The organism is Chryseobacterium cupriresistens (genome assembly GCF_046614675.1).
GTDB lineage: Bacteria > Bacteroidota > Bacteroidia > Flavobacteriales > Weeksellaceae > Chryseobacterium > Chryseobacterium cupriresistens.
Genome location: NZ_JBKKJT010000006.1, coordinates 201,487 through 225,837, shown reverse-complemented (window position 1 = coordinate 225,837; position 24,351 = coordinate 201,487). Strand labels below are relative to the sequence as shown.

The following is a 24,351-nucleotide window of genomic DNA, read 5'->3' as shown; positions in this document are numbered from 1 at the left end:
ATTTAATTGTGTTGAAGTGTTAATTTTTTCAGAAAATGGCTTTTATCATAGTTTCAAAGCCCGCGTTACGTCTTTGTTTTAATATCTTTGCAGTTCACATTCCAATTATGGCTAAAAAGAAAATTATTTCAGCATCTTCGAATCCAAAAAAGAATAAAAAGGATATTTCTGTAGGAGTTGTAGGAAGCGGAAGTTTTGCAACCGCTATCGTAAAAATGCTTGTTGAAAACTGTAAAGTTGTACACTGGTGCGTAAGAAATGAATTTGTAAAAGGAGCTATCGAGCTGCGCGGGCATAACCCAACCTATCTTACGGCGGCACATTTTAATCTTAAAAGTTTAAAACTGACAACAGATATTAACGAGCTGGTATCTGCCTGTGATGTTATTGTGCTGGCAACACCGTCTATTTACCTGTCCGATACTCTGGATAAGATGACCTGTGATTACTCAGATAAAATCTTTATCTCTGCAATTAAAGGAATTATTCCAAAAGTAAATGATGTGGTGGCGCATTATCTGCGTGATGAATTTAAAATTGGTTTCAGAAACCAGGCTGTTATTGCAGGACCTTGTCATGCCGAAGAGGTAGCCATGGAAAGACTTTCTTATCTTACGATTGCAGCAGTAGAAGATGAAACCGCTGAAAAACTTGAAGGAATATTCAGTTCAGATTTCATCAAAGTGCATACGAGTAAAGATATTTTAGGAAATGAATACAGTGCAATCCTTAAGAACATTTTTGCAATAGGAGCAGGAATTGCCAGTGGATTAGGATATGGAGATAACTTTACCGCAGTATTTGTTTCCAACGCAATCCGTGAAATGGAAACTTTCCTTGAAGCTATTTACGAAGCACCAAGAGATGTGAACGAAAGTGCCTATCTAGGTGACCTTTTGGTAACGGCGTATTCACTTTTCTCAAGAAACAGAAACCTTGGAAACCTGATCGGAAAAGGATATACCGTGAAGTCTGCCATTCAATCCATGAATATGGTGGCGGAAGGATATTATGCTGCAGATTCCATTTATAAAACAGCGAAACAGAAAAATCTTAAACTCCCGATTATTGATACGGTATATGCTATTTTGTATGAAGGTAAAAATGCTGAAAAACAGTTTAAAAAACTGACTGCAAAATTGAATTAAAATGGAGCTGGAATAAAAGCTCGTTAAACATACATAGAAAAACTTAGGCAGTAAATGCTTAAGTTTTTTTATTGACTAATCCTGGCAGCGACCCGTACTGCTATTTTATATTATCAATCATTTCAATGGTACTTTATTGAAATTTTCCATGGTTTTTTGTTGTGTACTCAAGAAGTCTTTTGAACAAAAAAATAACGGATTAAATCGTGCAGATTTTTAAAACTTTTCCCGAAATTTGAAGTAAAATTTTAAAATTATGTCACAATCGCTTACAAGCAGAACACCGAAACCTAAATACGACGTTGTACTGATAGGCGGCGGAATCATGAGCGCCACTTTAGCAACGCTGCTTCATGAATTTGATCCAAATCTTGAAATCGCTATCTTCGAAAGACTCGGAAGATTTGCCAAAGAAAGTACAGCTGCATGGAACAACGCCGGAACAGGCCACTCCGCTTTTTGTGAGCTAAACTATACCCCTGAAAAACCGGACGGATCTATTGATATTACCAAAGCCGAAAGCATTGCAGAGCAGTTTGAAATTTCAAAACAATTCTGGTCCTATCTGATTACCAAAGGATATATCCGTGAGCCTAAAGAATTTATCAATTCCTGTGCTCATATGAGCCTTGTATTCGGAGAAAAAGATGCTGAATACCTTAAAAAACGCCACGATAAAATGGCAGAGTCTGTTCTTTTTTCAGGAATGGAATTTTCTACAGATCATGAGAAACTGAAAGAATGGATTCCTCTGGTGATGAGTAAACGAAATCAGTCTGAAGTAATGGCTGCAACGAAGATGGATATGGGAACAGATGTAAACTTCGGAACATTGACGAGAAAAATGGGAAGACATCTTCTGGAAGATTCTAATGTTGAGGTTTTCTTATACCACGAAGTAAAAGATATCAGCCCTAGAGAAAACGGTACATGGGAAATGAAAGTGAAAGACAGAATCCATAGCCACAAACAGGAAGTGGTAGCAGATTTTGTATTTATCGGTGCGGGAGGATACGCGCTTCCCCTACTGGACAGCTCAGATATTAAAGAAAGTGAAGGATACGGAGGCTTCCCGGTTTCAGGGCAGTGGCTGGTAAGTCATAATCAGGAACTGGTGGAAAAGCACCATGCTAAAGTATATACTCAGGCTACGGTAGATGCTCCGCCAATGTCTGTTCCACACCTTGATCTTAGGATTATCGATGGGAAAAAAGCGCTTCTTTTCGGACCTTTTGCAGGATTCTCAACCAAATTTTTAAGAGAAGGAAGTTATCTTGACCTTCCTGAAAGTGTAAATACGAAGAATTTAAGGTCACTTTTTGGGGCATGGTGGCATAATATTCCGCTTACAAAATATCTGATTCAGCAGGTTGCCATGACAAAGTCTCAGAGAATGCAGCATTTGAGAGAATTTATCAAAGATGCTAAAGAAGAAGACTGGGAACTGAAAGTAGCAGGACAGAGAGTTCAGATCATCAAAAAAGATGAAAAAGAAGGTGGTAAACTGGAATTCGGAACTGAGGTGGTCGTAAACAAGAGCGGAACGATTGCTTCTCTGCTGGGAGCTTCACCGGGTGCATCCACAGCAGTATATGCCATGCTGAATGTGCTGGAAAAATGCTTCCCTGAAAAACTGCATGGAGAATGGAAAGGAAAGCTGCTTGAAATGGTTCCTTCCTATGGTCAAAAACTGGCTGATAACCCTGAACTGACCCGGGAAGTAAGAAATTACACCAAAGAAAAATTAGAATTAGAATATTAACATCCATAATGAGCAATAAGTAATCCTATTATTTATTGCTCATTACCTATTACTCATAAAAAGGTGGAAGAAGTAATTGTAAAACCAGTCATTGCCAAGGAAATCCTTGAATCTCTTCAGGCGAAAACAGAAGAGGAGAGGCAGGTTATTGTACACTGTTGCTTTCCGGCATCACCATTCTTAGGAAACCTGATCAGAATCTGGCATTCAACCTATCTTTTTGACAATCAGTCTGAGCATAGAAGCAAAATGATTCATGCGGAAAACATTTCAATTTCTCCATACTGGACACCGGTTCCCTTTATGAAAGACTTTTGGTTTACCCTGATCTTTTCCGGGCTGCCAAAAGACTGCAAAAGTTTTGATCTGAAAGAAGTTATTCCTGAGGAAGGAGGTTTTTTTGTAGAATCAATTAAAAGAAACTCTTCTGATGTGTATCGCGTCAAAATATCAGAGTCTTATTAAGTAAGTATGAATGCAAGGGAGGAAAAACTGAAACAGATTATCCAATGGTCTGAAAACAATCCTGATATCCGGGCTGTTCTCCTGACCAGCTCATTGGTAAACCCTTACGCTCCGGTAGATGATTTTAGTGATCTTGATGTGGAGCTTGTTTTTGGTAACAGATCATCCTATGAGTCGGAAAATAAATGGATCAGCCTTTTTGGTGAACCCATTTCCATGATTGAAGAAGATGATCGTGTTTTTGACGGAAAGCATGCTATGAAAATGGTCTTATATAAAGATCATGTAAAAGTGGATTTTAAGCTTTATCAGGTATCGGAATTTATTGAAGAAATCAATCAGGAAAACCTTCCCGAAGATTGGGATGTTGGCTATAAAGTTTTAATAGATAAAGATAACCTGACCAATGGTATGAAACCGCCTACCTATCAGTCAATAATGATTCAGCAGCCGACAGAAAAAGAATTTCAGCAGCGGATGAATGACTTCTGGTGGGATACAACTTATGTTGCAAAATGCCTGAAACGCGGAGACATTTTTTACGCCAAATTTATGTCTGAAAATATCCTGCGTACAGATTATCTTGTCCCTTTGATTGAATGGTATATTGCCGAAAATCATGACTGGAATAATATCACAACCAATAAACACGGAAGACTCTTCAAAAAATATCTCTCATCTGATTTATGGAATAAAGTGGAAAAAACTTTCTCCGGCAGCGATATTGAAGAAAACTGGAATGCATTGTTTGCCTATGCAGATGTGGTTCATGAGCTGGGAACTTCACTGGCAGAAAAGCTTCATTGTATGTACCCTTCAAAGTTGGAGCATGATATCAGGAACTATCTTAACGAAGTAAGGAAGATGCCTTAATTTCAGGCAAATTCTTTCTGTTTAATAAGATTTTCAATACAATATTCAGCAATCGCAGTAATCGTAACAAACGGATTAACACCAATGGTTCCCGGAATTAAAGAACCATCCAGCACATACAGATTCTCGTGATCTTTTAGCTTTCCATATTCGTTGGTAGCTTCACCAAGAACACACCCTCCAAGCGGATGATAACAGATATCTGCCCCAAACCCATTATTAAAAAGTAAATGGCTTCTTGTACCGCCATTAGCCTTATTCATTTTACGGATAAAATATTGGGCATTTTCTCTCATTTTAGCGGTATTGCTTTCATCCCAGTTTAATGTCAGGGATTGGCTGGCTTTATGATAGGCAACTTCTCCCTTTTTATCAACCCTGTTGATGAGCAGATATAAAGAAGTAGCCACATCCATTCCCATGGGCAGAGGAGCAATTTCTGTGAAAAACGGATGTTCCGGATCATCCCAGTTATCAATTCCTCCTACCGGAATAGTGGATTGCTTAGCTCCGGTGCCGCCAGACAATGGCTTAACCCAGTTTCTTCCGGTCATGAAATTTCCATTGTTTCCCCAGTTTTTACCAATCTTTTCATTGATGGGAAATCCGTTCTCTGCATGAGACTGTAACAGAAGCTGCAAAGTGCCCATTGTTCCTGCGGAAAGAATCAGCTTTTTGCAGTGGAAAACTTTGTCCGCAATCATAACTCCGGAAGTATCTGTCTGCCGGACATTTAATGTATAGCTTTTGTCATCATTCAGTTGAATAGTCTGGACACGATGAAGGTCAAGGATTTCTAAATTTCCTGTTTCCAGTGCTTTTCTGAGATAGGTTTTATCTAAACTGTTTTTTCCATGGTTATTTCCATAAATCACTTCAGTGTTGAGAGCAGAGCGGGGAACTTCATTCCTGAATTCTTTTTCCATGTATTTAAAATCATATACATTGGGAACCCGAATGGTTTTAAAACCAGCTTTGTGAGCTTCTGCTTCACCTACCCGGGTGAATTTATAATAAGGACAGTCTTTCAGAAACTGTTCATCAATCACATTTACCTTGAGTTCTTCCTGTACAAGAGGAAAATAATAATTATAAAACTTTTCAGCATCAAGATCAGGGAAAACCTCTCTGAAATAGCTTTCTTTGGGAGTGACAGCCATTCCGCCATTCACCAGAGAACCTCCGCCAACCCCTCTTCCTACCCAGATTTTAATATGATCAAAATCCAGACGGTCCAGAGTTCCGGTAAAAGGAGTCAGAGAAAAAATATTCATAAAGGGAGCAATGCTTTTGTTTTTCAGCCATGCAGAGCTTTTCCCGGGTTTCAGCAGATTGGAAAACGGAATTCCTGCTTTTTCCCAGTTAAGACCCATCTCCAGCAGCACTACTTTTTTCCCTGCTTCACAAAGACGCAAAGCTGAAACCGCTCCGCCATATCCACTGCCAATAATAACAATCGGAACGTCGTTGTTTTCAACGATCTGATTGTTTCTTCTTTCCGCTGCATGAAATAATTCGGATTGAAGAAAATAAAATCCTGATATTGCCAGAACACTGGTCTTTATGAAGCTTTTTCTGTCCATGAGCTTTGTTTTTCAAAAAGTATGCTAGATTATCAGAGGTGAATTTTATTTAAAACAGATTATATTTTTTATTATAATTTTAACTTTTGTTGGAATGAAAATTCATAGCTTTACTTATAATTTTAAATTCATGAAAAAATATATCATACTCTTTTTACTGCTTCCTCTATGGGTTTTTTCTCAGAAAAAGATTAGATTGCCTAACTTTAAAGTTAGGATTTTTGTCTTTTTAAAAGAAATTTAGTATTAAATATGACCATGATTCCTTAAATTGCTTAAAGTTAAGAATACAGAATCTTAAACATAAATAGTCTTAAAAATCGATAAAATGAGTAGTAGTTTAAAAAAGTTTATAGCACTTAGAGATACTTTTCCTTATGCTGTTAAAAATATTGATGATAAGTGGTATTTAATAGATAGAGCATATCAAATAATATCTAAAGAATATGTGCTTTCAGAAAAGAAAATTTTTGAAATTTCAAAAATTGCTAACAAGTTAGACGGCAGTCATATCGAAAAGAAAAATGATGTTATTACAGAAATTTGGTTTTATAATGATGGATTGAGAAGAGCATTTGAAAAAAAAGGATATTTAGAATTTTTTTCTGAAAGTATAAATTCAATAAAAAAAATATTAATATCTAATTAATCTCAAATAACGATAGATTCTATGAAAATACCACACAAATTGAAATTTATTTTATTTTTTTTACTACTATCAATATCTATTTTTTCACAAAAGTTTAGCTTTATTTATGAGGCTAAATATAGAACAAGTAAGGAAAAACCTGAAAATATTAATACTGAAAATATGATTTTGGATTTGGAGAATAATACTTCTATTTTTAGAGATTCCATGTCCAGAAATGCTGATTCGCTGAAGCTCATTAATAAAAGTGGAGGCTATATAATGGGGGTTGAAAATCAATTTTATATTAAAAAAGATATCATTAATAAAAAAATAGAGAAAATTATTACTTACTTAAAGGCAAATTATGTTCTACCGATTGATGAACAGCTAAATTGGAAAATCATACCGGAACAAAAAACTATTGGAAAATATAAATCGCAAAAAGCAGAAGTTAGTTATGGTGGTAGAAACTGGATTGCTTGGTTTACGACGGAATTGCCTTTTAATGATGGTCCCTATATTTTCAATGGATTACCTGGTTTAATCATTTCCATTGAAGATACAGAACATGATTACTCATTCAATTTAATACAGGTAAAAAAAGGCAGCATTTGGTTTGATGTAAGGACAAAAACCATTAAAATCGACTGGACAAAATATGAGCAGCTAGGAAAATCATATTATAATGACCCCTGGAATACCAAAACCGCCAAAAAAGTTATATTTACAGATCCTCAGGGAAATGAAAAAGATATGAATGAAATGATCAGAGAAGCGCAAAAATCCATTCTTGAAGAAAATAATCCTTTAGAGTTGAATCACAAAATCAATTATAAATAAAAACTTCTGCCGGAATGGTATCACCATTTTGAAACTGTCAATGGTTTCATTAATCTGTAATGATTATTAGATCATAACAATTCTGAAATTGAAGATTTAGATATCGAATTATCGAGTAAGAATATAGCTTATCAATTAACTGCTTCTTTAGGTAAAAAAATATCCTGAAGTTAAAACTCTTCCATCTGATTAAATCAAAAATGATCTAAAAGGGGAATGCTCTTGTCATTCTCCCGATTGAGATAGTTTTCTGTGTTGTTCTTGATATAAGTGCCAATTCTTCCTAGCTCATTCTCTAACTTTCTCTTGTTTGCTTAAGTCTTGTACCTATTACCATTCTGTAAAGATAAATAATTAAGGACTTTTTTAGAAAAAACGTTATAAACTTATATAAAAATATTCTATACTTTCGATTATTCTAAAATGAGTGAAAAAATATGATTTTTATTTTAATTGTAACAGGCTTTAATTTAGGTATTTAACATAATAAAAAAATCACTTTTATGTAGAGTTATTTAATTAATGTTTTATATATTTATATCCTTAAAACAATATCAATTATGAAAAAACTAAATGGAATGAAGAATTTCTCTTCATTAGAAAACAAAAAATTAAATGATTTATCAAAAATCACAGGTGGGTTAATGGCAGAAACAAGTAAGCAGTGGACTTATGAAACAGGAAGTGGAAGCGATACAGGAGTATATGTAGACAATAAGCTAGTTGCTGTTATTACAGAACCTGCCTAAGCAGTACATTTAAACATTTAGAAGCTAAGGAGAGGATTTCTCTTTAGCTTTTTTTGGTTTTATAAGGGTGTCAATTAAAATCTTTTTTAATGAATTATAAAAAAATATGTATTAAGATAAGCGGAGTTATTCTATTAATCAGTTTTTCTTTTTTAACATCCTGTCGAAATAATCAACATGATTATATTGCATATTACAATAGTGTAAATTCTATTGATAGTACCTATAGATTAAAGAATGATACTCTTGCGGCTATAAAAGAATTTAGAAAACTATTCCGGAAATATCAGCCGAGAAATGATGAACGAATGGAAGAATATGAAAATTATATTAAGTTTTCTGATAAATACAATAAAAACTTTGGAGGAAAAAAAAGTCTTTATAAACTTATCCCGTTAGTTGCTCCATACTGGAAGTTCAAACGAGAGAACAAAGATTTTTTTAAGCTATATAAAAAGTATGGTATTGATAGTATAACTGTTGAGCAGAAAGTTACAGAATGGAAAAAGTCTCTAAACAAACAGCTTATTGATTCTTTTAGAATAGCTTTTATCAGGGATCAGGCTAAAGATTCTATAACAGGACAACAATCATTAAAAAATTTCAAGAAAAATGCTGAACTACTAAAGTGGACTCTTAATAATTATGGTTATCCGTCTTTGCAAAAAATTGGACTTGAAACGGATGATGGTGTTTTCATGCCAATGTTAGTTTATTTAAATCATATGTCTCAAATAGAAGATTATGAATATTTCAAAACGAAGCTGGTAGACTATGTAAGATCCGGAGATCTCCCACCAAGAGATTATGTAGAAATGGTAGAAAGATATGTTCAGATTAATCATTTAAGGCCCGTATATGGCGTGAAAAGTACTGATGAAGAAATCATAAAGGATTCAGCAAATATCAATCGTAATAGAAGACTTATTGGGCTACAAAGCTTCAAAGTTAGAAGAAAAATAACAAAAGAATTTTTAAAGAATAATTCAAGTAAAAAATGATATTAATAATTTCTGATAATAATGATATTTCTACTACGGATGTTATAAAATGGCTGATAGTATTAGAGAAAAAGTTTATACGTATACATGAGGATGAAATATTTGAAATTAAAATCATCGAAAAAAGATTTTTTTTAGAAAGTTCTTCTAACCGATTTTTTTTAGATGATATAAGCAGTGTTTGGTATAGAAGGGGAGGATTGAATTTTAAGCGTATTCGATATAAAAATAATTCCATTAATATCAACATGAACGAAACCCAGCACTGGCTGGAAGATTACGTAAAGAAAAAACTTGAAACTATAAAACATATCAATAAAGAGAGTAATAGCTTAGTAAATAAATTATTAGTATTAGAAGAAGCAGAAAAAGTGGGTTTAGATGTTCCGTCCTATTATCTGGCTGAAAATACTGATAATGTTATTTTAGGTGAAACGATAGTAAAAACTATTGCAGGAAACGCAATGCTTGAATCTTTTTATAAAAATTCTAATGGAATGATGTTCACTTCTATAGTAGAAGAATATGAAAATGAAGACTTCTTTCCCACTTTTTTTCAGGAAAAAATTGAAAAGGATTTTGAAATAAGAACATTTTATTTAAATGGTAAATGTTGGTCAATAGCTATCTTTTCACAAAATGATGAGCAGACTAAAGTCGATTTTAGAAATTATAATTATGAAAAGCGTAATAAAAATGTAAGATATAACCTACCAAATGAGATTGAAGAAAAAGTTCATCAGTTGATGCAGCTTCTTGATCTTAACTGTGGTTCTCTTGATTTTATGAAAAGCGGAGAGAAATACTATTTTTTGGAAGTGAACCCAATAGGGCAATTTGGGTATTTATCTAAAATATGTAATTATTCATTAGAAAAAGAAATAGCAGAATATCTATGATAAACACATTTGGGGAAAAGCATAAACTCCCTTTAACATTTAAAAATATAACGAAATTTGGAAGTAGAACAAATGTAAAACGTAACAGTAATACAGTATATTTTTTAGATTCTAAAAAATATAGATCTAATTTTTATTTCCGGGAAAAGCCGTTTAAAGCTCTTACTAGATTACTATGAGGTATTTCAATTTATTCAGCAATACTCTAATTACAAGAGGTGCGCAAAGAATACTAATTTCTGATCTGCAAAGGGAAACATCTGAAGTATATCCTTTGGAGTTTTATGATATAATCGAAGAATTAAAAGTAAAGTCTATAGAAGAAATCTCAACTCTTTATGATGATGAATCTAAAGAAATTTTTAGCCAATATTTGAATTTACTATTAGATAAAGAATACGGCTTTATTACGGAAAATGATTGGGATAAAAGCTTTCCACCTATTTCATACGAGTATAACAATCCATCATTTATTAATGATTTATTTATTGAACTCAGTGATATTTCTATTTTGGAAAAATTGAAACAATCTGTAGAAAACTTAGGAATAAAATATTTAGTGATTCACAGTAAAAATTATTTTACTGTTGAAGATATTATCCGAATTGAACAAACGTTCGCCGATTCTGTTTTATCAGGAATTGAAATTTTTTCTCCTTATCACAAAAATATAGACAGAAATTTCATCGAAGAACTTAATGTAAAAACTATTAGGGTATATCATCTTACCTTTTACAATTGTAAAAAAGTTCCGTTCAGGGTGAAAGATGAGTACCGGTTTATTTTAAACTTTATAAAAGACAACATAGATATATCTTCCTGTGGAAAAATTGATATAAAATACTTTAACACCAATATCACAAAAGTTCTGGAAGCTTTCAATCATAACTCTTGTTTACATAAAAAAATTGGAATTGACAGTGATGGTAATATAAAAAACTGTCCTTTAATGCCCGAAAGTTTTGGAAACATTCATGATACCAGCTTAGAAAATGTTATCAAAAATCCAGGGTTTAAAAAATACTGGAATATTACTAAAGACCATATAGAAACATGTAAAGACTGTGAATTCAGGTATATCTGTACTGATTGCAGGGCTTTTACTGAAAAAACGCATATAAATAAAGATAGTTTAGATACGTCTAAACCTTTAAAATGTGGGTACAATCCATATACTGGTATTTGGGAAGATTGGAGTAAAAACCCCCTTAAACAAAAACACTATACAAAATTATGACAATTATTCAATAAAAATCAATAAAGTATACATTAAAAATGACCTAGTTATCTCAATGCCTTTAAAATATAATAAGTAGAATTAACAGCAGAAGTTTTTAGTTCTGGTTTCTATTAGTTCCAGATAGAAAACAAACTTCAATATTGAATCGATTTATTTTAAAAACAGAAAATTGGATGAAATATTAAGTTTAGAAAATAAAATCCTGATATTGCCAGAACACTGGTCTTTATGAAGCTTTTTCTGTCCATGAGCTTTGTTTTTCAAAAAGTGTGCTAGATTATCAAAGGTTAATTTTATTTAAAACAGATTATATTTTTTATTACAATTTTAACTTTTGTTGGAATGAAAATTCATAGCTTTACTTATAATTTTAAATTCATGAAAAAATATATCATACTCTTTTTACTGCTTCCTCTATGGGTTTTTTCTCAGAAAAAGATGTCAAAGGAAGAGAAAGAGGTACAGAAGTTTCAGAAAGAACTCAATGCAGAATATCTTAACCCAAAGGAAACTCCATTAAGAGGTGATAATTTTAAAAATTTTAAAGGACATCCTTTCTTCCCTTTTGATGCTAAATACAGAGTTACTGCACAATTTGTAAAATCAGAAGATACAAAACCCTTTGACCTTCCTACGTCTTCAGGGAAAACCAAATCGTATCAGGAATATGGAAAAGCAACCTTTACATTAGATGGCAAGCCGTATACTGTAACGTTATACCAAAGCCTGGATCTGATCAAACAGGAAAAATACAAAGACTATCTTTTCCTTCCGTTCCGTGATGCAACCAATGAAAAAGAAACCTATGGAGGAGGGAAATATATGGATCTCAAGATTCCGAAAGGAAATACCATTGTGCTTGATTTTAATCAATCTTACCATCCGTTCTGTGCTTATAATGCTTATGATTACAACTGCCCGATTGTTCCGGAGGAAAATAAGCTTCCCGTGGAAATCCGTGCAGGGGTAATGTATGAAGATATTTACCATCACTAATACTATGATACATTTAGAATTCTTTAAACCAGAAGATCTTTCCGGGGTCAGCTATGCTTTGGATGAAAATCAGATGAGATTTACAGCGACTGCTCAACAGGCTTTGCAAAGCATCAGTGAGCGGGATGATAACGATGCATTTCCCGTGACTATATTTTACAACGATCTGCCTGCAGGCTTTTTTGTCCTTGATTTCGGGAAAGATAAACTGGAAATTACTGATAATGAAAACTCAACATTGTTACGATCCCTATCTGTGAATCCCGGGATGCAGGGCAAAGGAATTGGAAAAGCGGCGATGCTTGAAGTGGGGCATTTTGTCAGAAACCACTTTAAAACCTGCGATGAAATTGTATTGGCCGTCAATCAGAAAAACGATTCTGCTTACCATATTTACCTTATGGCAGGATATATTTACGACGGTAAGACCAGAATCGGAAGAAGCGGGCCTCAATATCTGATGTACAAAAAACTTTAATAAAATTTTAAAATCATAATTTTTTATCTGCTGATATCTTTCCATAACTTTGAGTAACATCAAATTACAAAACATGGAAATATCACTTCAGAATCAGGTGGCTGTAGTCACAGGAGCTTCCAGTGGAATCGGTTCAGGAATTGCAAAATCATTGGCCGCAGCAGGAGCAACAGTCATTGTCAACCATTCTTCAGAAAGATCTACGGATGAAGCCAAAGCTGTTTTAAAGGAAATAACGGATGCCGGAGGGAAAGGAATGACCTACCAATGTGATGTTTCCAAAGAAGATCAGGTCATCAGAATGTTTCAGGATGTCATTGCTGAGTATCAGACTGTAGATATTCTGATCAATAATGCAGGGATTCAGAAAGACGCGAAATTTACTGAAATGACTCTTGACCAATGGAATGCTGTCATAGGAGTTAATCTGACGGGACAATTTCTATGCGCCAGAGAAGCCATTAAAGAGTTTCTGCGAAGGGGAATAGATCCGTCACGGTCTGTTGCCTGTGGAAAAATTATTCATATCAGTTCAGTGCATGAAATTATTCCATGGGCCGGGCATGCTAATTACGCTTCCAGTAAAGGGGCAATCAGAATGTTGATGCAAACGCTTGCTCAGGAATATGGTGCGGACAAAATCCGTGTCAATTCCATTTGTCCGGGAGCGATTCAGACGCCGATTAACCAGAATGCATGGGATACTCCGGAAGCTCTTAATTCTCTTCTCAGCCTTATTCCTTATAACAGGATCGGACAGCCGCAGGATATCGGCAACCTAGCAGCATTTCTTGCCAGTGATCTTGCAGATTATATTACCGGAACAAGCATTTTCGTAGATGGCGGGATGACTACCTTTGAGAGCTTTTCTACGGGAGGATAGAGGAATTCAAAGTTTAATGCTCAAGGTTCAAGGTTTAAAGTTTAAAGTTTTTGAGGTTGTTCATAGAGTTTGAAACGGAATCAAAATATTACTCATTGGTTATTACTCATTACTCATAATTATCGCTTATGTCGGAAAAACAGAGAATTTCAGATGTTTCATGGAAAAAATGGGGCCCTTATGTAAGCAACCGCGAATGGGGGCTCGTTCGTGAAGACTACAGTGAAGACGGAGATGCCTGGAATTACACAGGCCACGATACCGCAGAAGCCAAAACATACCGTTGGGGTGAAGAAGGGATATGCGGAATCTGTGACGATCTTCAGAAACTTGTATTCTCTGTAGGTTTCTGGAATAAAAAGGACAAAATGGTGAAAGAGCGGTTCTTTGGACTCACCAACGCACAAGGAAATCATGGTGAAGATGTAAAGGAATATTTCTATTATCTTGATTCTACTCCTACACATTCTTATATGAAGATGCTGTATAAGTACCCTCAGAATGCATTTCCTTATGAGCAGCTTGTAAAAATAAATGCTGAAAGAGGAAAAGAGGATCCGGAATATGAGCTGATTGATACAGGAATTTTTGATCAGAATGACTATTTTGATATTTTTATAGAATATGCAAAGGAAAGTCAGAATGATATTCTAGTAAGATTAACAATTATCAATAAATCTGAAAAAGAAGCATCTCTGGTCATTTTGCCGACAGTTTGGTTCAGAAATACCTGGAAATGGGGATATGATGATTATAAACCCCAATTGTCTGCGGAAGATGCTGACCATATTAAAGTCAATCATCAGGATATTGAGATTAAAAATGTGTATGCAAAACAGTCCTTAAAGACCTTGTTTTGTAATAATGAAACCAATAATGAAAAGCTTTATCAATGTTCTAATGATTCAAAATACTGTAAAGATGGAATAAATAATTTTGTGATGACGGGAAATTCCCAGTCTGTAAATCCACAAAATGCAGGAACCAAAGCTTCTTTCTTTATTGATGAAGATTTTAAAGCGGGAGAATCAAAAATATTTGAATTCATGCTTTCAGATAAAGATATAAGAGAACCTTTTAAAGATTTCGATATTCTTTTTAAACAAAGACAAAAAGAAGCAGACGAGTTTTATGCAGAAATCCAGAAAGGAATTGCTTCGGAAGATGAAAAACTGGTTCAGAGACAGGCTTTTGCAGGAATGCTTTGGAATAAAATGTTTTACCATTACAATGTAGAAAAATGGCTGAAAGGTGATCCTTCCGAAATGCCTCCGCCAAAATCCCGGGAAACGATAAGAAACTACGACTGGAAACATCTGAACAATGAGCATATCATTTCAATGCCTGATAAATGGGAATATCCATGGTATGCAACGTGGGATCTTGCATTTCACACCATCAGCTTTTCACTGATAGATCCGGATTTTGCCAAACATCAGTTAAAGCTTTTCCTGTTTGAATGGTATATGCATCCCAACGGACAGCTTCCTGCCTACGAATGGAACCTGAGTGATGTGAATCCTCCTGTACATGCCTGGGCGGTTTTCAGGGTATTTAAAATTGATGAATATTTAAAAGACAAACCGGACCTGGAATTTCTGGAAAGTGCTTTCCAAAAACTGCTCATGAATTTTACCTGGTGGGTTAACAAAAAAGACCTTAATGGTAATAATATCTTTGAAGGAGGATTCCTGGGGCTTGATAATATCGGTGTTTTTGACAGGAATTCTGTTTTACCCAACGGAGAACAGCTGGAACAGTCGGATGGAACGAGCTGGATGGCTATGTTTGCCCTCAATATGATGAGAATTGCCCTGGAACTGGCTCTTTACAATAAGGTGTATGAAGAGATGGCGATGAAATTCTTTGAACATTTCCTGTCAATTGCCCATTCATTGGATAATATGGGAGATGAGAATTTCAGTCTTTGGGATGAGCAGGATGAATTTTTCTATGATGCAATTACTTCCAGCGACGGAACTCATATGTATCTGAAATTAAGAACCATCGTTGGGTTGATTCCGATGTTTGCTGTTGAGGTTATTGATGATGAAATGATTGAAAACCTTCCCAATTTCAAAAAAAGAATGAAATGGGTACTGGATAATAAACCTGAACTCGCTTCTCTCGTTTCAAGATGGGAAGTGAAGGGACAGGATTCAAAACATCTTTTATCTCTGCTTCGGGGACATCGTCTGAAAAGGCTGTTAAACCGGATGTTGAATCCGGATGAGTTTCTAAGTGATTACGGAGTAAGAGCCTTATCCAAAGAGTATGAAAGAAATCCTTATACTTTAACTCTGAATGAAACGGATTTTACTGTTAAATATACCCCTGCTGAAAGTGACAGCGGCTTGTTTGGTGGAAACAGCAACTGGCGCGGCCCCGTATGGTTTCCGATCAATTTTCTTATTATTGACAGTCTTCAGCGTTTTTTCTTCTATTACAGTCCGGATTTTTTGGTAGAATATCCTACGGGCAGCGGTAATTATTCAGACCTTGATCAGATTGCAGATGCCTTAAATAAGAGGCTCGCGAAAATATTTTTAAAGGATGAAAATGGTAAACGCCCGGTTCATGGACAGTATGAAAGATTTCAGACCGATCCGGATTTTAAAGATTATATCCTTTTCTATGAATATTTCCATGGAGACAACGGCCGTGGAGTAGGAGCTTCCCATCAGACAGGCTGGACGGGACTTATTGCTAAGATTCTTCAGCCCAGATTTTCCAAAAAAGAAATGGCAGAATCCGAAACTGAAATGCCGGATAATGCAGAAAAACAATAAGTTGGTTTATTCAAATATCTGCTGTATAATTTCAAGTGAGGCCGGAGTTTTGAAGTCCGTGATATGATAATGATAGTACACCAAAAGACTGTCAAGGAAATCTTTTCTCAAAGAAGAACGGATTTTTGTGGCATAAAAATCTTCTGCACAAAGAGCTTCTTTCCATATCATTGAAATCTCTTCATTAAAAAGCTGATGACTTATTCCCGGAGAAAAAGTGCCGGTTTCCGGATCTAAGAAATTACCTTCACTCAATAATGGAGCTACACCCTGAATTTTTAAAAAAGCCAGCAAAAATAGAAGATGTGCCTGATAATTTCTATTGGTCAGCTCACTGATAAGATGATCAATACCGGAATAGACCGGAATATTTTTATTCTCATGCTTAAGGATATGACTCAGAAAATCCGAGATAAAGAAAATGACAGTATTGACCTTTATATCTGTATAAATGTCATTGTTTTTTACCAATTCAAATTTTGAAACAGTCGGGATTCCGTTGCCCCGTGCTGGATTAATGGAAAAATTGAGCTGGCTCAGCGGCTGAAGCAGGGCTTTCTTTTTGTTCTTTTTGGAATAAATTCCTTTCAGAAAATAGCTTTGAAAACCCTCTTCTTCTGTAAAACAATGCAATACCGCATCATTTTCCCCGTATTTGATAAATGAAAGTAAAAAACCGTTTTGTGAATTCATTAATTAACCACTCCTATTTTGGCGGTAGCTTTATCAGATCCGTCTTCGTTCGTCATCAGGACAAAATAAATCCCTGAAGCTACTCTTGTTCCTTTCTGATTATTGAGATCCCATTCATAATAACCTCCACGTGCAACGGCAGAGTGTACTACATTTCCTGCAGCATCCACGATTCTTATATTGGTTTTTTCTGCAAGACCTTTTATCGTTACTTTTCCTTTAAAGTTTGAATAAACAACAGGATTAGGATATACTACAACATCACCGAAATTGGATGTTACATCAGCAACATCGCCCTGATAGGTTACAATACCATTATACGTTACAAAATACACCTTGCCTGTTTTTTTATCAATTTTGATATCAGTAACACTATTGGTAGGAAGAGGTGAATTTTCCTTTGTAAAATGTTTTATGGTTCTCTGACCGTCTGAAGACAGATAGTAAACACCGCCGCCGTCAACGGATACCCATTTATAATCACCTCCATCTACTGCAATCTGAAGAATTGCTGATTCTCTGAAAAGCTCTTCACCCAAACCATTCTGCTCTATCACTATAGGTTCTACTTTAGGCTGGGCACTTTTTATTTCTGATGCTGAGTTTGACATGATCCTCAGACCTCCGTCCGTACCAATCCATGCATCACCAGCCTTATCAAAGGCTACAGATAAAATTCCTCCTGAACTGTTAAATCCATTAGATGTTCCCAGAATATAATCTGAATCATCGGAAAGGTTAAGAGCATTTTTATAATCATATACCCAGAAGTTATTGGATCTTGGCAGCGGAGTCCACAACATATTTTCGTGGAAAACCGGTTTTTGAGTACCATCACTGGCCAGAACTATTTTCTTAATAACAAAATCATCTGCTGCTTTATCGTAAATTCCTATAGATGGATTCCCATCATTGAAACCAAAAGATACAAAAAGATTACTCTGAGAGTCTGTGGCAAAACCTACAGGGCGTCTGTAATAAGGCTGTGCTCCAAGATTATAATACTTTACCAGTTCAAAATCCTTGCTGGTAGCATTGTACTTCATTTTGTAGACCCCATTATCAAACATCGTATAATTGGTGAAAAATACTTCATTATTACTAAAAGGACTTAATGTAGCATCCAGTACATTGATAGACTGTGGGTTATTAACAAAAAAAGAAGGATACACCCATTCTGTACCAGTAAAATAGTAAAATCCAGGTTTTTTAGGATTACTAACCGGTTCGTTATAGTTATTCGCTCTTGCTCCGGTAGAAACCAGAAGTTGGTTATTATCAAAAAGATTGATATTATAAGCAAAATTGAAGTAAGGTCCGGAAGGTTTAAAAGTATTGTTACTTTCATCCTTAATTCCCGATAATACCGTTCCTCCTAAAATCTTTCCGCCAGCTGTTAATGCAGTATTGCATTCTTCACCAAGACTTACCGCATTTTGTGATACTCCATTGATTCCATAAGTATATACTCTGTTATCTGTAACGACAATGCTATTGGAGGTAATAACAACATCCCTGATTTTTTCAAAAGTAGTAGGAAGTTGTGTCGGGGTACCGTTATTATAAATATAAGCTGCTGTAGCCGTTGAGAAAACCAGTTCTGATTCTGAATCTATATGTTTGAAAGCTCCGGGAGCTTCCGTTGTCCATGTAGAAAATACAGGAAATGTAGTATTCATTTGATGGCTTTTCAAACCTGTATCCGTTACAGAATATACTTTATTCCCAAATATGGTGGCTTCATTACTTGCCTGATAAATCCCACCGGTCAGGAAAAATGCAGAATCACCAAATTCTTTATTCTGAAGGTTAAAGATGGAAACTCCATACCCAACAGAAATGACAGCCTGATCTCCGGTTATGGAAATGTGGTTGATCTTTTTGTCCCCATTATATCCTGTAGCAATGGGAATATCAACAATATATTTGATCTCCTGAGGCGTAATAACATCCATAGAACCGTTTTCATAACCGATAAGTCCTGTTTTAGTCTGTGGATTATAATCAAAAGCTGTGATTCCGATATTATGCAGCCCGTTGGCTTTAGATAACTTCGTAATTTCTCCGGTTGATATTGTATAATAGAATATTCCGTTTTGGGTGGCTGCAATGATTTTTCCATTGTCTTCTTTCATGGCTAAGACATTATTATAGGAAAACAGATCTGCCCATTTTTTTGATGAAATAACCTGTGCTTTTGTCAGCTGCAGGGATGCTAAAATACCAAGAGAAATTAGAGAAAGTTTTTTCATATTATGCGGTTATGCTGCTATCTATCACCTGATTGTTCCAGGAAATATGCTGTACGTTTTTGTTTGTATCAAAATAAAAATCTATCCTACCTAAAAGAAGACCAGCCCATCCCACCTGATTGACAAGAACATTTTTGCCTTGTCTGTTGGTAAAGGATTGTGGTTCCGGTAAGAATGTATGAGTATGGCCTCCTAAGATAATATCAATATTTTCTGTATTGGCCGCTAAAATTTTATCACTTATTTTATCCGGTTCGTCTCTGTAGTCGTATCCGATGTGCGAAAGACAAATCACCAGATCACATTTCTGATCTTTTTTCAGAAAATTTGAATAATGCTGTGCTACATCAATCGGGTTGGAATAAACAGTTTCCCCGTACTGTTTTTTACCTACAAGACCATCCAGCTGGATTCCCACCCCGAAAATCCCTACTTTGATTCCATTTTTGTTGAATATCTGATAAGGAGAGGTTTTCCCGTCAAGAATGGTATTTTTAAAGTCATAGTTGGAACAGATAAATGGAAACTTCGCATTTGGAAGCACCTTTAAAAATCCATCAAGTCCATTGTCGAAATCATGATTTCCCATGGTAGAGGCGTCATATTTCATCATAGACATTAATTTGAATTCCAGCTCACCTCCAAAGAAATTAAAATAAGGTGTTCCCTGAAAAATATCCCCTGAATCAAGAAGAAGAACATTGCTTTCCTGGTTTCTGATCTGTTGGATTAAGCTTGCCCTTCTTGCAAAACCTCCCTGATTGGGATTTTTGGTATAGCTCGCGTCAAAAGGCTCTATTCTGCTATGTTGGTCATTGGTATGAAGAATAGTCAGTTTATTTGCAGATTTTAAATTAAGAATTTTTAATTCCTCCGCCATCATCATATTGGGAGCTAAAGCCATTGCTAAAGATCCGCCTCCTATTGCTTTTAAAAAACTTTTTCTATCCATTATTACTTCCCGATAAAATTTAAACGAACATCCGAATTAACCACCACTTCAGGTGATTTTTTAAAATAATCGATAAACATATCTCTCATTTTAATCCCTGTTGCAATGGTTTCTCCTTTAGCAAAGAATTTCATATTGTCTCCGCCCAGGGCAAGATAGTCTGAAGTGGCAATATAATAATCTTTAGCCGGATCTACTGTGTTGCCGTTGATTAAGGCTTTGGTTACCTGTCCGTTTTTTGTTTCAATGTATAAATGAGAAACAGGATTGTTGACCTGCGTTTTTGCATAATACTCAAAAAGACCCTGTAAATCTGCTCCCTTCATTTTCACAATCACTACTTCATTTTCGAAAGGCATTACCTCAAATACATTTTTAAGTAAAATATCTCCTTTTCCGATAGTGGTACGGATCCCTCCGATATTGATCAGTGCAGCATCTACATTTTGCTTAAGATGAGTTTTGATCCACTCATTACCTCCTTCAAACGTATAGTCAGCTAAAAGATTACCCAGATTGCTGTTATCGCCCTGTTTGGTAAGATCCACATTGGTATGTGAAATCTTCTGGTTCATTTCTTGATCCAGTTTCTGCTTATAAGGTTCGATCAATTTTACAAACTCCTCATCATTCTTTAGCTCATTATTAATAGAAATATTTTTCTGGGTCTTTACATTCACAAGCTGCGGCACAGAAGCCGTTTTGCATGCAGTAAGCGACACCAGAGCAATTCCTAATAACAAGAATTTATTTTTCATAATCTCTTTTAGTATATGCAAATATAACTATATGTATAATAAAACATTATTATTTATTACAAATTCTTACCGTAAATGATTAAATTTGGCAAAAATAATTCTAACAGATGAGCATTTTAAAAGGAGTAGGTGTTGCATTGGTAACGCCCTTTAATGAAGATTTATCCGTAGACTTCGACAGTTTAACAAAACTGGTGGAGTACAATATCGAAAACGGAACCAATTATTTGGTAGTATTGGGAACAACGGCAGAAGCCGCAACGCTTTCTGCAGAGGAGAAGAAACAGGTAATTGAGCATATCATTAAGGTGAATAATAAACGTCTTCCATTGGTTTTGGGAATTGGCGGCAACAATACTCTTGAAGTCAAGAAACAGATTGAAGAAGCTGATCTTTCTGCATTTGAAGCAGTACTTTCAGTATCTCCATATTATAATAAACCGAACCAGGAAGGGCTTTATCAGCATTATAAGGCATTAGCTTCCACAGGAAAAAATATTATCATTTATAATGTTCCGTCAAGAACAGGGCAAAATGTAGAAGCTGATACTACACTTCGTCTTGCAAAGGAATTCCCGAATTTGTTTTTGATTAAAGAAGCTTCTCCTAACATTCTTCAGTATTTTGATATTCTGAGAAAGAAACCTGAAGGATTTTCTTTAGTTTCAGGAGATGATGAATATACATTACCTGTAACATTAGCCGGTGGAGATGGTGTAATTTCCGTAATCGGACAGGCGTATCCTAAAGAATTTTCAACAATGGTACAGCTGGCTTTCGAAGGTAAAGTAAAGGAAGCTTATGAAATTCACAACAAACTGGTAGATATTACCCGCCTGATTTTTGCTGAAGGTAATCCTTGTGGTATTAAGGTAATATTGGCTGAAAAAGGAATCATCAAAAATTATCTTAGACTTCCTTTGGTAAAAGCTTCTGAAGGTCTTCATGCAAAAATTAAAGCTGAAATGGCTAAGATTTAATAATGATCTGACAAAATGAATTTTAATCATGTTAAAACTCATCAATATCATTGAACAATATAAAGAGTGAAAAGTTTAGGCTTTTCACTTTTTTTAATCATCACAATATAACCAATCATGAAATTACAACAGGCAACAGCTGCAGACATCCCGTTGATTCAGGATCTTGCAAGACGATCATGGGAAAATGCCTATGCAGACATTCTTTCCAAAGAACAAATGGAGTTTATGCTCTCAGAAATGTATTCTGAAAATGAAATTTTACATCATTTCCAAAATCCGAATTATCATTATTATCTTATTAAGGATGAAAATAATAATACTTGTGAAGGCTTTATCGGATATGAGCACAACTATGAAGAGGAAACCACAAAGTTACACAGGATTTATCTGGTTCCTGAGAGTAAAGGAAAAGGATTTGGGAAAGGAGCACTTCAGTTTCTGAATGAGAAAGTTTCTGAAAACGGAAACAACAGAATTATCCTGAATGTCAATAAATACAATTCAGCCAGAAACTTCTACGAATCCCAGGGATATAGAGTGTATGACGAAGGTGTCTTTGATATTGGTAACGGTTTTGTGATGGATGATTTTCTTATGGAATATCTAATTCACAGATAAATGACTTAAAATTTTGTAACTTTATCCTGTAATTCTATAACAAGTGATTTCTTTTTTTGATTCATCTTTGCTTCAGAACCAAATCACTTATACAATACATTCATATGCTTGGTTTTGAGCTGAAAAGCTTTTTATCAGTATATTTTTTTCATCCTTAGTGTTTAAATTCCTGTATTCTAAAATACAGGAGTTTTTTCGTATTTATAGTAAAATATTAAAAATATACACCTATTTCACATTTACTTGAAATAAATTATTATATTTACTTCATAAATTGGCTTATATATACTAGGATGAAAATGTATGTTAAATTTGATTTCAATGCTCTTTGTAAAAAGGTATTGGACGAGAAACTTAAAGAACACGGGCTGAAGTACAGGTTACTGAACTTCGGTGAGGTGGAATTCTATGAGCCCCTTACTCAGGAACAGCACAATCTTTTTAAGAAAAATCTTGAAGATTATGGTATCGAGATCATAGAAAGCCAAAAAAACGCGTTGGTACAGAAAATCAAAGATGCTATTGTAGAGCTTGTCTTTTCTGATGAAATTATACCTGTAAAAGCATCTATCTATATTTCTGAAAAACTTAATCACAGCTATGGATACCTTTCCAATCTGTTTTCAGAAGTTGCTTTTACCTCTATTGAGAATTTTATTATTCTGCAGAAGATAGAGCATGCGAAGGCTCTTATCATAAGAAACAAACAAAGCCTTACAGAAATTGCCCATAAGCTGAACTATTCCAGTGTGGCGCATTTAAGTACCCAATTTAAAAATACAACAGGAATTACTCCATCCCAGTTTCAAAAAATTATTGGCAGACGAAGAAGAGTACAAAGCACGGTAATAAACCCTAAAATGCAGTATGAATAAAGAATTTCTGAACGTAATAGTAGCAGATAACGATGAAAACATCTTGATTTTTTTTAAAAAAATTCTGAAAGAGTTGAAAATCTCTATAAAAGTTCAATGTTTCAGTAACGGGAACAGCCTAATGGAATACCTGAATAATGATGATGCCGTAGTTCCGGAACTTGTTTTTATAAATTATATGATTCCCGGAAAAGAGAGCATGGAATGTCTGGAAGATATCAGTTCGAATGCAAAATTCAACAACATGGTTACAGCCATTTTTTCTGATCCGATTCCGGAAAATGAAGTAGAAGAAATTTTTGTGAAAGGTGCTCACATTTTTATGAAAAAACCGGACTGTTTTGATAAACTCAGAAAGGTTCTTACAGAAGTTATTACCATCAACTGGCAGTATCACACGTCGGGTTTGAATAAAGATAATTTAATCCTGAAAGTATGATGAATAAAGGATTTATTAATTTAATGTTAATAATTTAAAAATCGTATTTATTGCATACTATTCACAAATAGGTGAAAATTTTATAACTAATCATTAAAATAATATAAAAGGCATCTGAATTAATATACGGACATTTGTAAAAGTAAAATCAGACACAAATTTATTATATAGTACAAGATACAGATGAATGAGAAGTAATTGTTTCTAAAAATAAAAAAATTATATAAATCACGATGTTAGTTAAACAAAATGGATTATACTAATTTTCCAATTTTAAAGCACAGAAGATCTTTAAACAAAACGGTACAATCATGAAAACTCAATAAGTAGTTGGAGATATTTTTATTCGTTTCATTCCCTCATCTCCACCGAAACACAGTTAGTTTTTATAATAAGCAAGTTGGAAAAAATAATTCATTTTGTTTTTTTATAATTTATTTTAAT

At 34.7% G+C, this 24,351-nt stretch carries 23 protein-coding genes; 18 read left to right on the top strand and 5 right to left on the bottom strand.

Annotated features, from left to right (window positions below):
- Positions 1–107: 107 nt before the first annotated feature.
- The 4 genes from ACLI50_RS17560 to ACLI50_RS17545 all read left to right on the top strand — a co-directional run bounded on the left by ACLI50_RS17560 (position 108) and on the right by ACLI50_RS17545 (position 4,248).
- Positions 108–1,148, top strand: a complete 1,041-nt coding sequence (locus ACLI50_RS17560; protein ID WP_343641820.1) for an NAD(P)H-dependent glycerol-3-phosphate dehydrogenase — start codon at positions 108–110, stop codon at positions 1,146–1,148.
- A gap of 256 nt (positions 1,149–1,404) precedes the next feature.
- On the top strand, positions 1,405–2,910 hold the full coding sequence (mqo, locus tag ACLI50_RS17555) for a malate dehydrogenase (quinone) (RefSeq protein ID WP_343641783.1): 1,506 nt from the start codon (positions 1,405–1,407) through the stop codon (positions 2,908–2,910).
- Between the two features lie 63 nt (positions 2,911–2,973).
- The gene (locus ACLI50_RS17550) at positions 2,974–3,375 is read left to right on the top strand and encodes a hypothetical protein (protein WP_034693615.1); all 402 of its coding nucleotides are present in this window, start codon (positions 2,974–2,976) and stop codon (positions 3,373–3,375) included.
- Between the two features lie 6 nt (positions 3,376–3,381).
- Positions 3,382–4,248: an AadS family aminoglycoside 6-adenylyltransferase gene (locus ACLI50_RS17545; protein WP_395972522.1), complete on the top strand. Its 867-nt coding sequence runs from the start codon at positions 3,382–3,384 to the stop codon at positions 4,246–4,248.
- 2 nt (positions 4,249–4,250) lie between these two features.
- Here the strand turns inward: ACLI50_RS17545 and ACLI50_RS17540 are convergent, their stop codons facing one another.
- A complete protein-coding gene (locus ACLI50_RS17540; RefSeq protein ID WP_411414317.1) occupies positions 4,251–5,831 on the bottom strand; it encodes a GMC family oxidoreductase N-terminal domain-containing protein in 1,581 nt (526 codons plus the stop codon).
- Positions 5,832–6,159: 328 nt separating this feature from the next.
- Between ACLI50_RS17540 and ACLI50_RS17535 the strand changes: the two genes are divergently transcribed.
- The 10 genes from ACLI50_RS17535 to ACLI50_RS17490 all read left to right on the top strand — a co-directional run bounded on the left by ACLI50_RS17535 (position 6,160) and on the right by ACLI50_RS17490 (position 16,337).
- A complete protein-coding gene (locus tag ACLI50_RS17535; RefSeq protein ID WP_411414316.1) occupies positions 6,160–6,480 on the top strand; it encodes a hypothetical protein in 321 nt (106 codons plus the stop codon).
- 21 nt (positions 6,481–6,501) lie between these two features.
- Entirely contained in the window at positions 6,502–7,302 is an 801-nt protein-coding gene (locus ACLI50_RS17530; protein ID WP_411414315.1) for a GLPGLI family protein, read from the top strand.
- A 560-nt stretch (positions 7,303–7,862) separates the two neighbouring features.
- Positions 7,863–8,051, top strand: coding sequence for a grasp-with-spasm system A modified peptide (locus tag ACLI50_RS17525; RefSeq protein ID WP_277115577.1), 189 nt, complete (start codon positions 7,863–7,865; stop codon positions 8,049–8,051).
- A gap of 89 nt (positions 8,052–8,140) precedes the next feature.
- Positions 8,141–9,052 (top strand): hypothetical protein, encoded by a 912-nt coding sequence (locus tag ACLI50_RS17520; RefSeq protein ID WP_411414314.1) that lies wholly within the window; start codon positions 8,141–8,143, stop codon positions 9,050–9,052.
- Entirely contained in the window at positions 9,049–9,951 is a 903-nt protein-coding gene (gene gwsG, locus ACLI50_RS17515) for a grasp-with-spasm system ATP-grasp peptide maturase (protein ID WP_411414313.1), read from the top strand. Before ACLI50_RS17520 ends, gwsG begins: the two co-directional genes overlap by 4 nt.
- A gap of 175 nt (positions 9,952–10,126) precedes the next feature.
- Positions 10,127–11,188, top strand: coding sequence for a grasp-with-spasm system SPASM domain peptide maturase (gene gwsS / locus ACLI50_RS17510; RefSeq protein ID WP_411414312.1), 1,062 nt, complete (start codon positions 10,127–10,129; stop codon positions 11,186–11,188).
- A gap of 381 nt (positions 11,189–11,569) precedes the next feature.
- Entirely contained in the window at positions 11,570–12,187 is a 618-nt protein-coding gene (locus ACLI50_RS17505; protein WP_411414311.1) for a DUF1684 domain-containing protein, read from the top strand.
- Between the two features lie 4 nt (positions 12,188–12,191).
- On the top strand, positions 12,192–12,665 hold the full coding sequence (locus ACLI50_RS17500) for a GNAT family N-acetyltransferase (protein ID WP_411414310.1): 474 nt from the start codon (positions 12,192–12,194) through the stop codon (positions 12,663–12,665).
- Between the two features lie 73 nt (positions 12,666–12,738).
- Entirely contained in the window at positions 12,739–13,548 is an 810-nt protein-coding gene (locus tag ACLI50_RS17495) for a glucose 1-dehydrogenase (protein ID WP_343641800.1), read from the top strand.
- A gap of 128 nt (positions 13,549–13,676) precedes the next feature.
- Positions 13,677–16,337 (top strand): MGH1-like glycoside hydrolase domain-containing protein, encoded by a 2,661-nt coding sequence (locus ACLI50_RS17490; protein WP_411414309.1) that lies wholly within the window; start codon positions 13,677–13,679, stop codon positions 16,335–16,337.
- Between the two features lie 6 nt (positions 16,338–16,343).
- On the opposite strand, the gene recO is transcribed toward ACLI50_RS17490, so the two are convergent.
- The 4 genes from recO to ACLI50_RS17470 are packed head-to-tail and all read right to left on the bottom strand — an operon-like array spanning position 16,344 to position 20,992.
- Positions 16,344–17,030, bottom strand: a complete 687-nt coding sequence (gene recO, locus ACLI50_RS17485) for a DNA repair protein RecO (protein ID WP_411414308.1) — start codon at positions 17,028–17,030, stop codon at positions 16,344–16,346.
- Positions 17,030–19,282, bottom strand: coding sequence for a type IX secretion system anionic LPS delivery protein PorZ (porZ, locus tag ACLI50_RS17480; RefSeq protein ID WP_202843518.1), 2,253 nt, complete (start codon positions 19,280–19,282; stop codon positions 17,030–17,032). The genes recO and porZ overlap by 1 nt, the downstream gene beginning before the upstream one ends.
- A gap of 1 nt (position 19,283) precedes the next feature.
- Positions 19,284–20,234: a bifunctional metallophosphatase/5'-nucleotidase gene (locus ACLI50_RS17475; protein ID WP_202843513.1), complete on the bottom strand. Its 951-nt coding sequence runs from the start codon at positions 20,232–20,234 to the stop codon at positions 19,284–19,286.
- 2 nt (positions 20,235–20,236) lie between these two features.
- Positions 20,237–20,992, bottom strand: coding sequence for a 5'-nucleotidase C-terminal domain-containing protein (locus tag ACLI50_RS17470; protein ID WP_202843511.1), 756 nt, complete (start codon positions 20,990–20,992; stop codon positions 20,237–20,239).
- 107 nt (positions 20,993–21,099) lie between these two features.
- Between ACLI50_RS17470 and dapA the strand changes: the two genes are divergently transcribed.
- The 4 genes from dapA (at position 21,100) to ACLI50_RS17450 (ending at position 23,907) form a co-directional block, all read left to right on the top strand.
- The gene (dapA, locus tag ACLI50_RS17465; RefSeq protein WP_202843509.1) at positions 21,100–21,972 is read left to right on the top strand and encodes a 4-hydroxy-tetrahydrodipicolinate synthase; all 873 of its coding nucleotides are present in this window, start codon (positions 21,100–21,102) and stop codon (positions 21,970–21,972) included.
- Between the two features lie 117 nt (positions 21,973–22,089).
- Positions 22,090–22,593: a GNAT family N-acetyltransferase gene (locus ACLI50_RS17460; RefSeq protein WP_411414307.1), complete on the top strand. Its 504-nt coding sequence runs from the start codon at positions 22,090–22,092 to the stop codon at positions 22,591–22,593.
- Between the two features lie 293 nt (positions 22,594–22,886).
- On the top strand, positions 22,887–23,468 hold the full coding sequence (locus tag ACLI50_RS17455; RefSeq protein ID WP_110009546.1) for a helix-turn-helix domain-containing protein: 582 nt from the start codon (positions 22,887–22,889) through the stop codon (positions 23,466–23,468).
- Positions 23,461–23,907 (top strand): response regulator, encoded by a 447-nt coding sequence (locus ACLI50_RS17450; protein WP_202843507.1) that lies wholly within the window; start codon positions 23,461–23,463, stop codon positions 23,905–23,907. Before ACLI50_RS17455 ends, ACLI50_RS17450 begins: the two co-directional genes overlap by 8 nt.
- Positions 23,908–24,351: the final 444 nt, after the last annotated feature.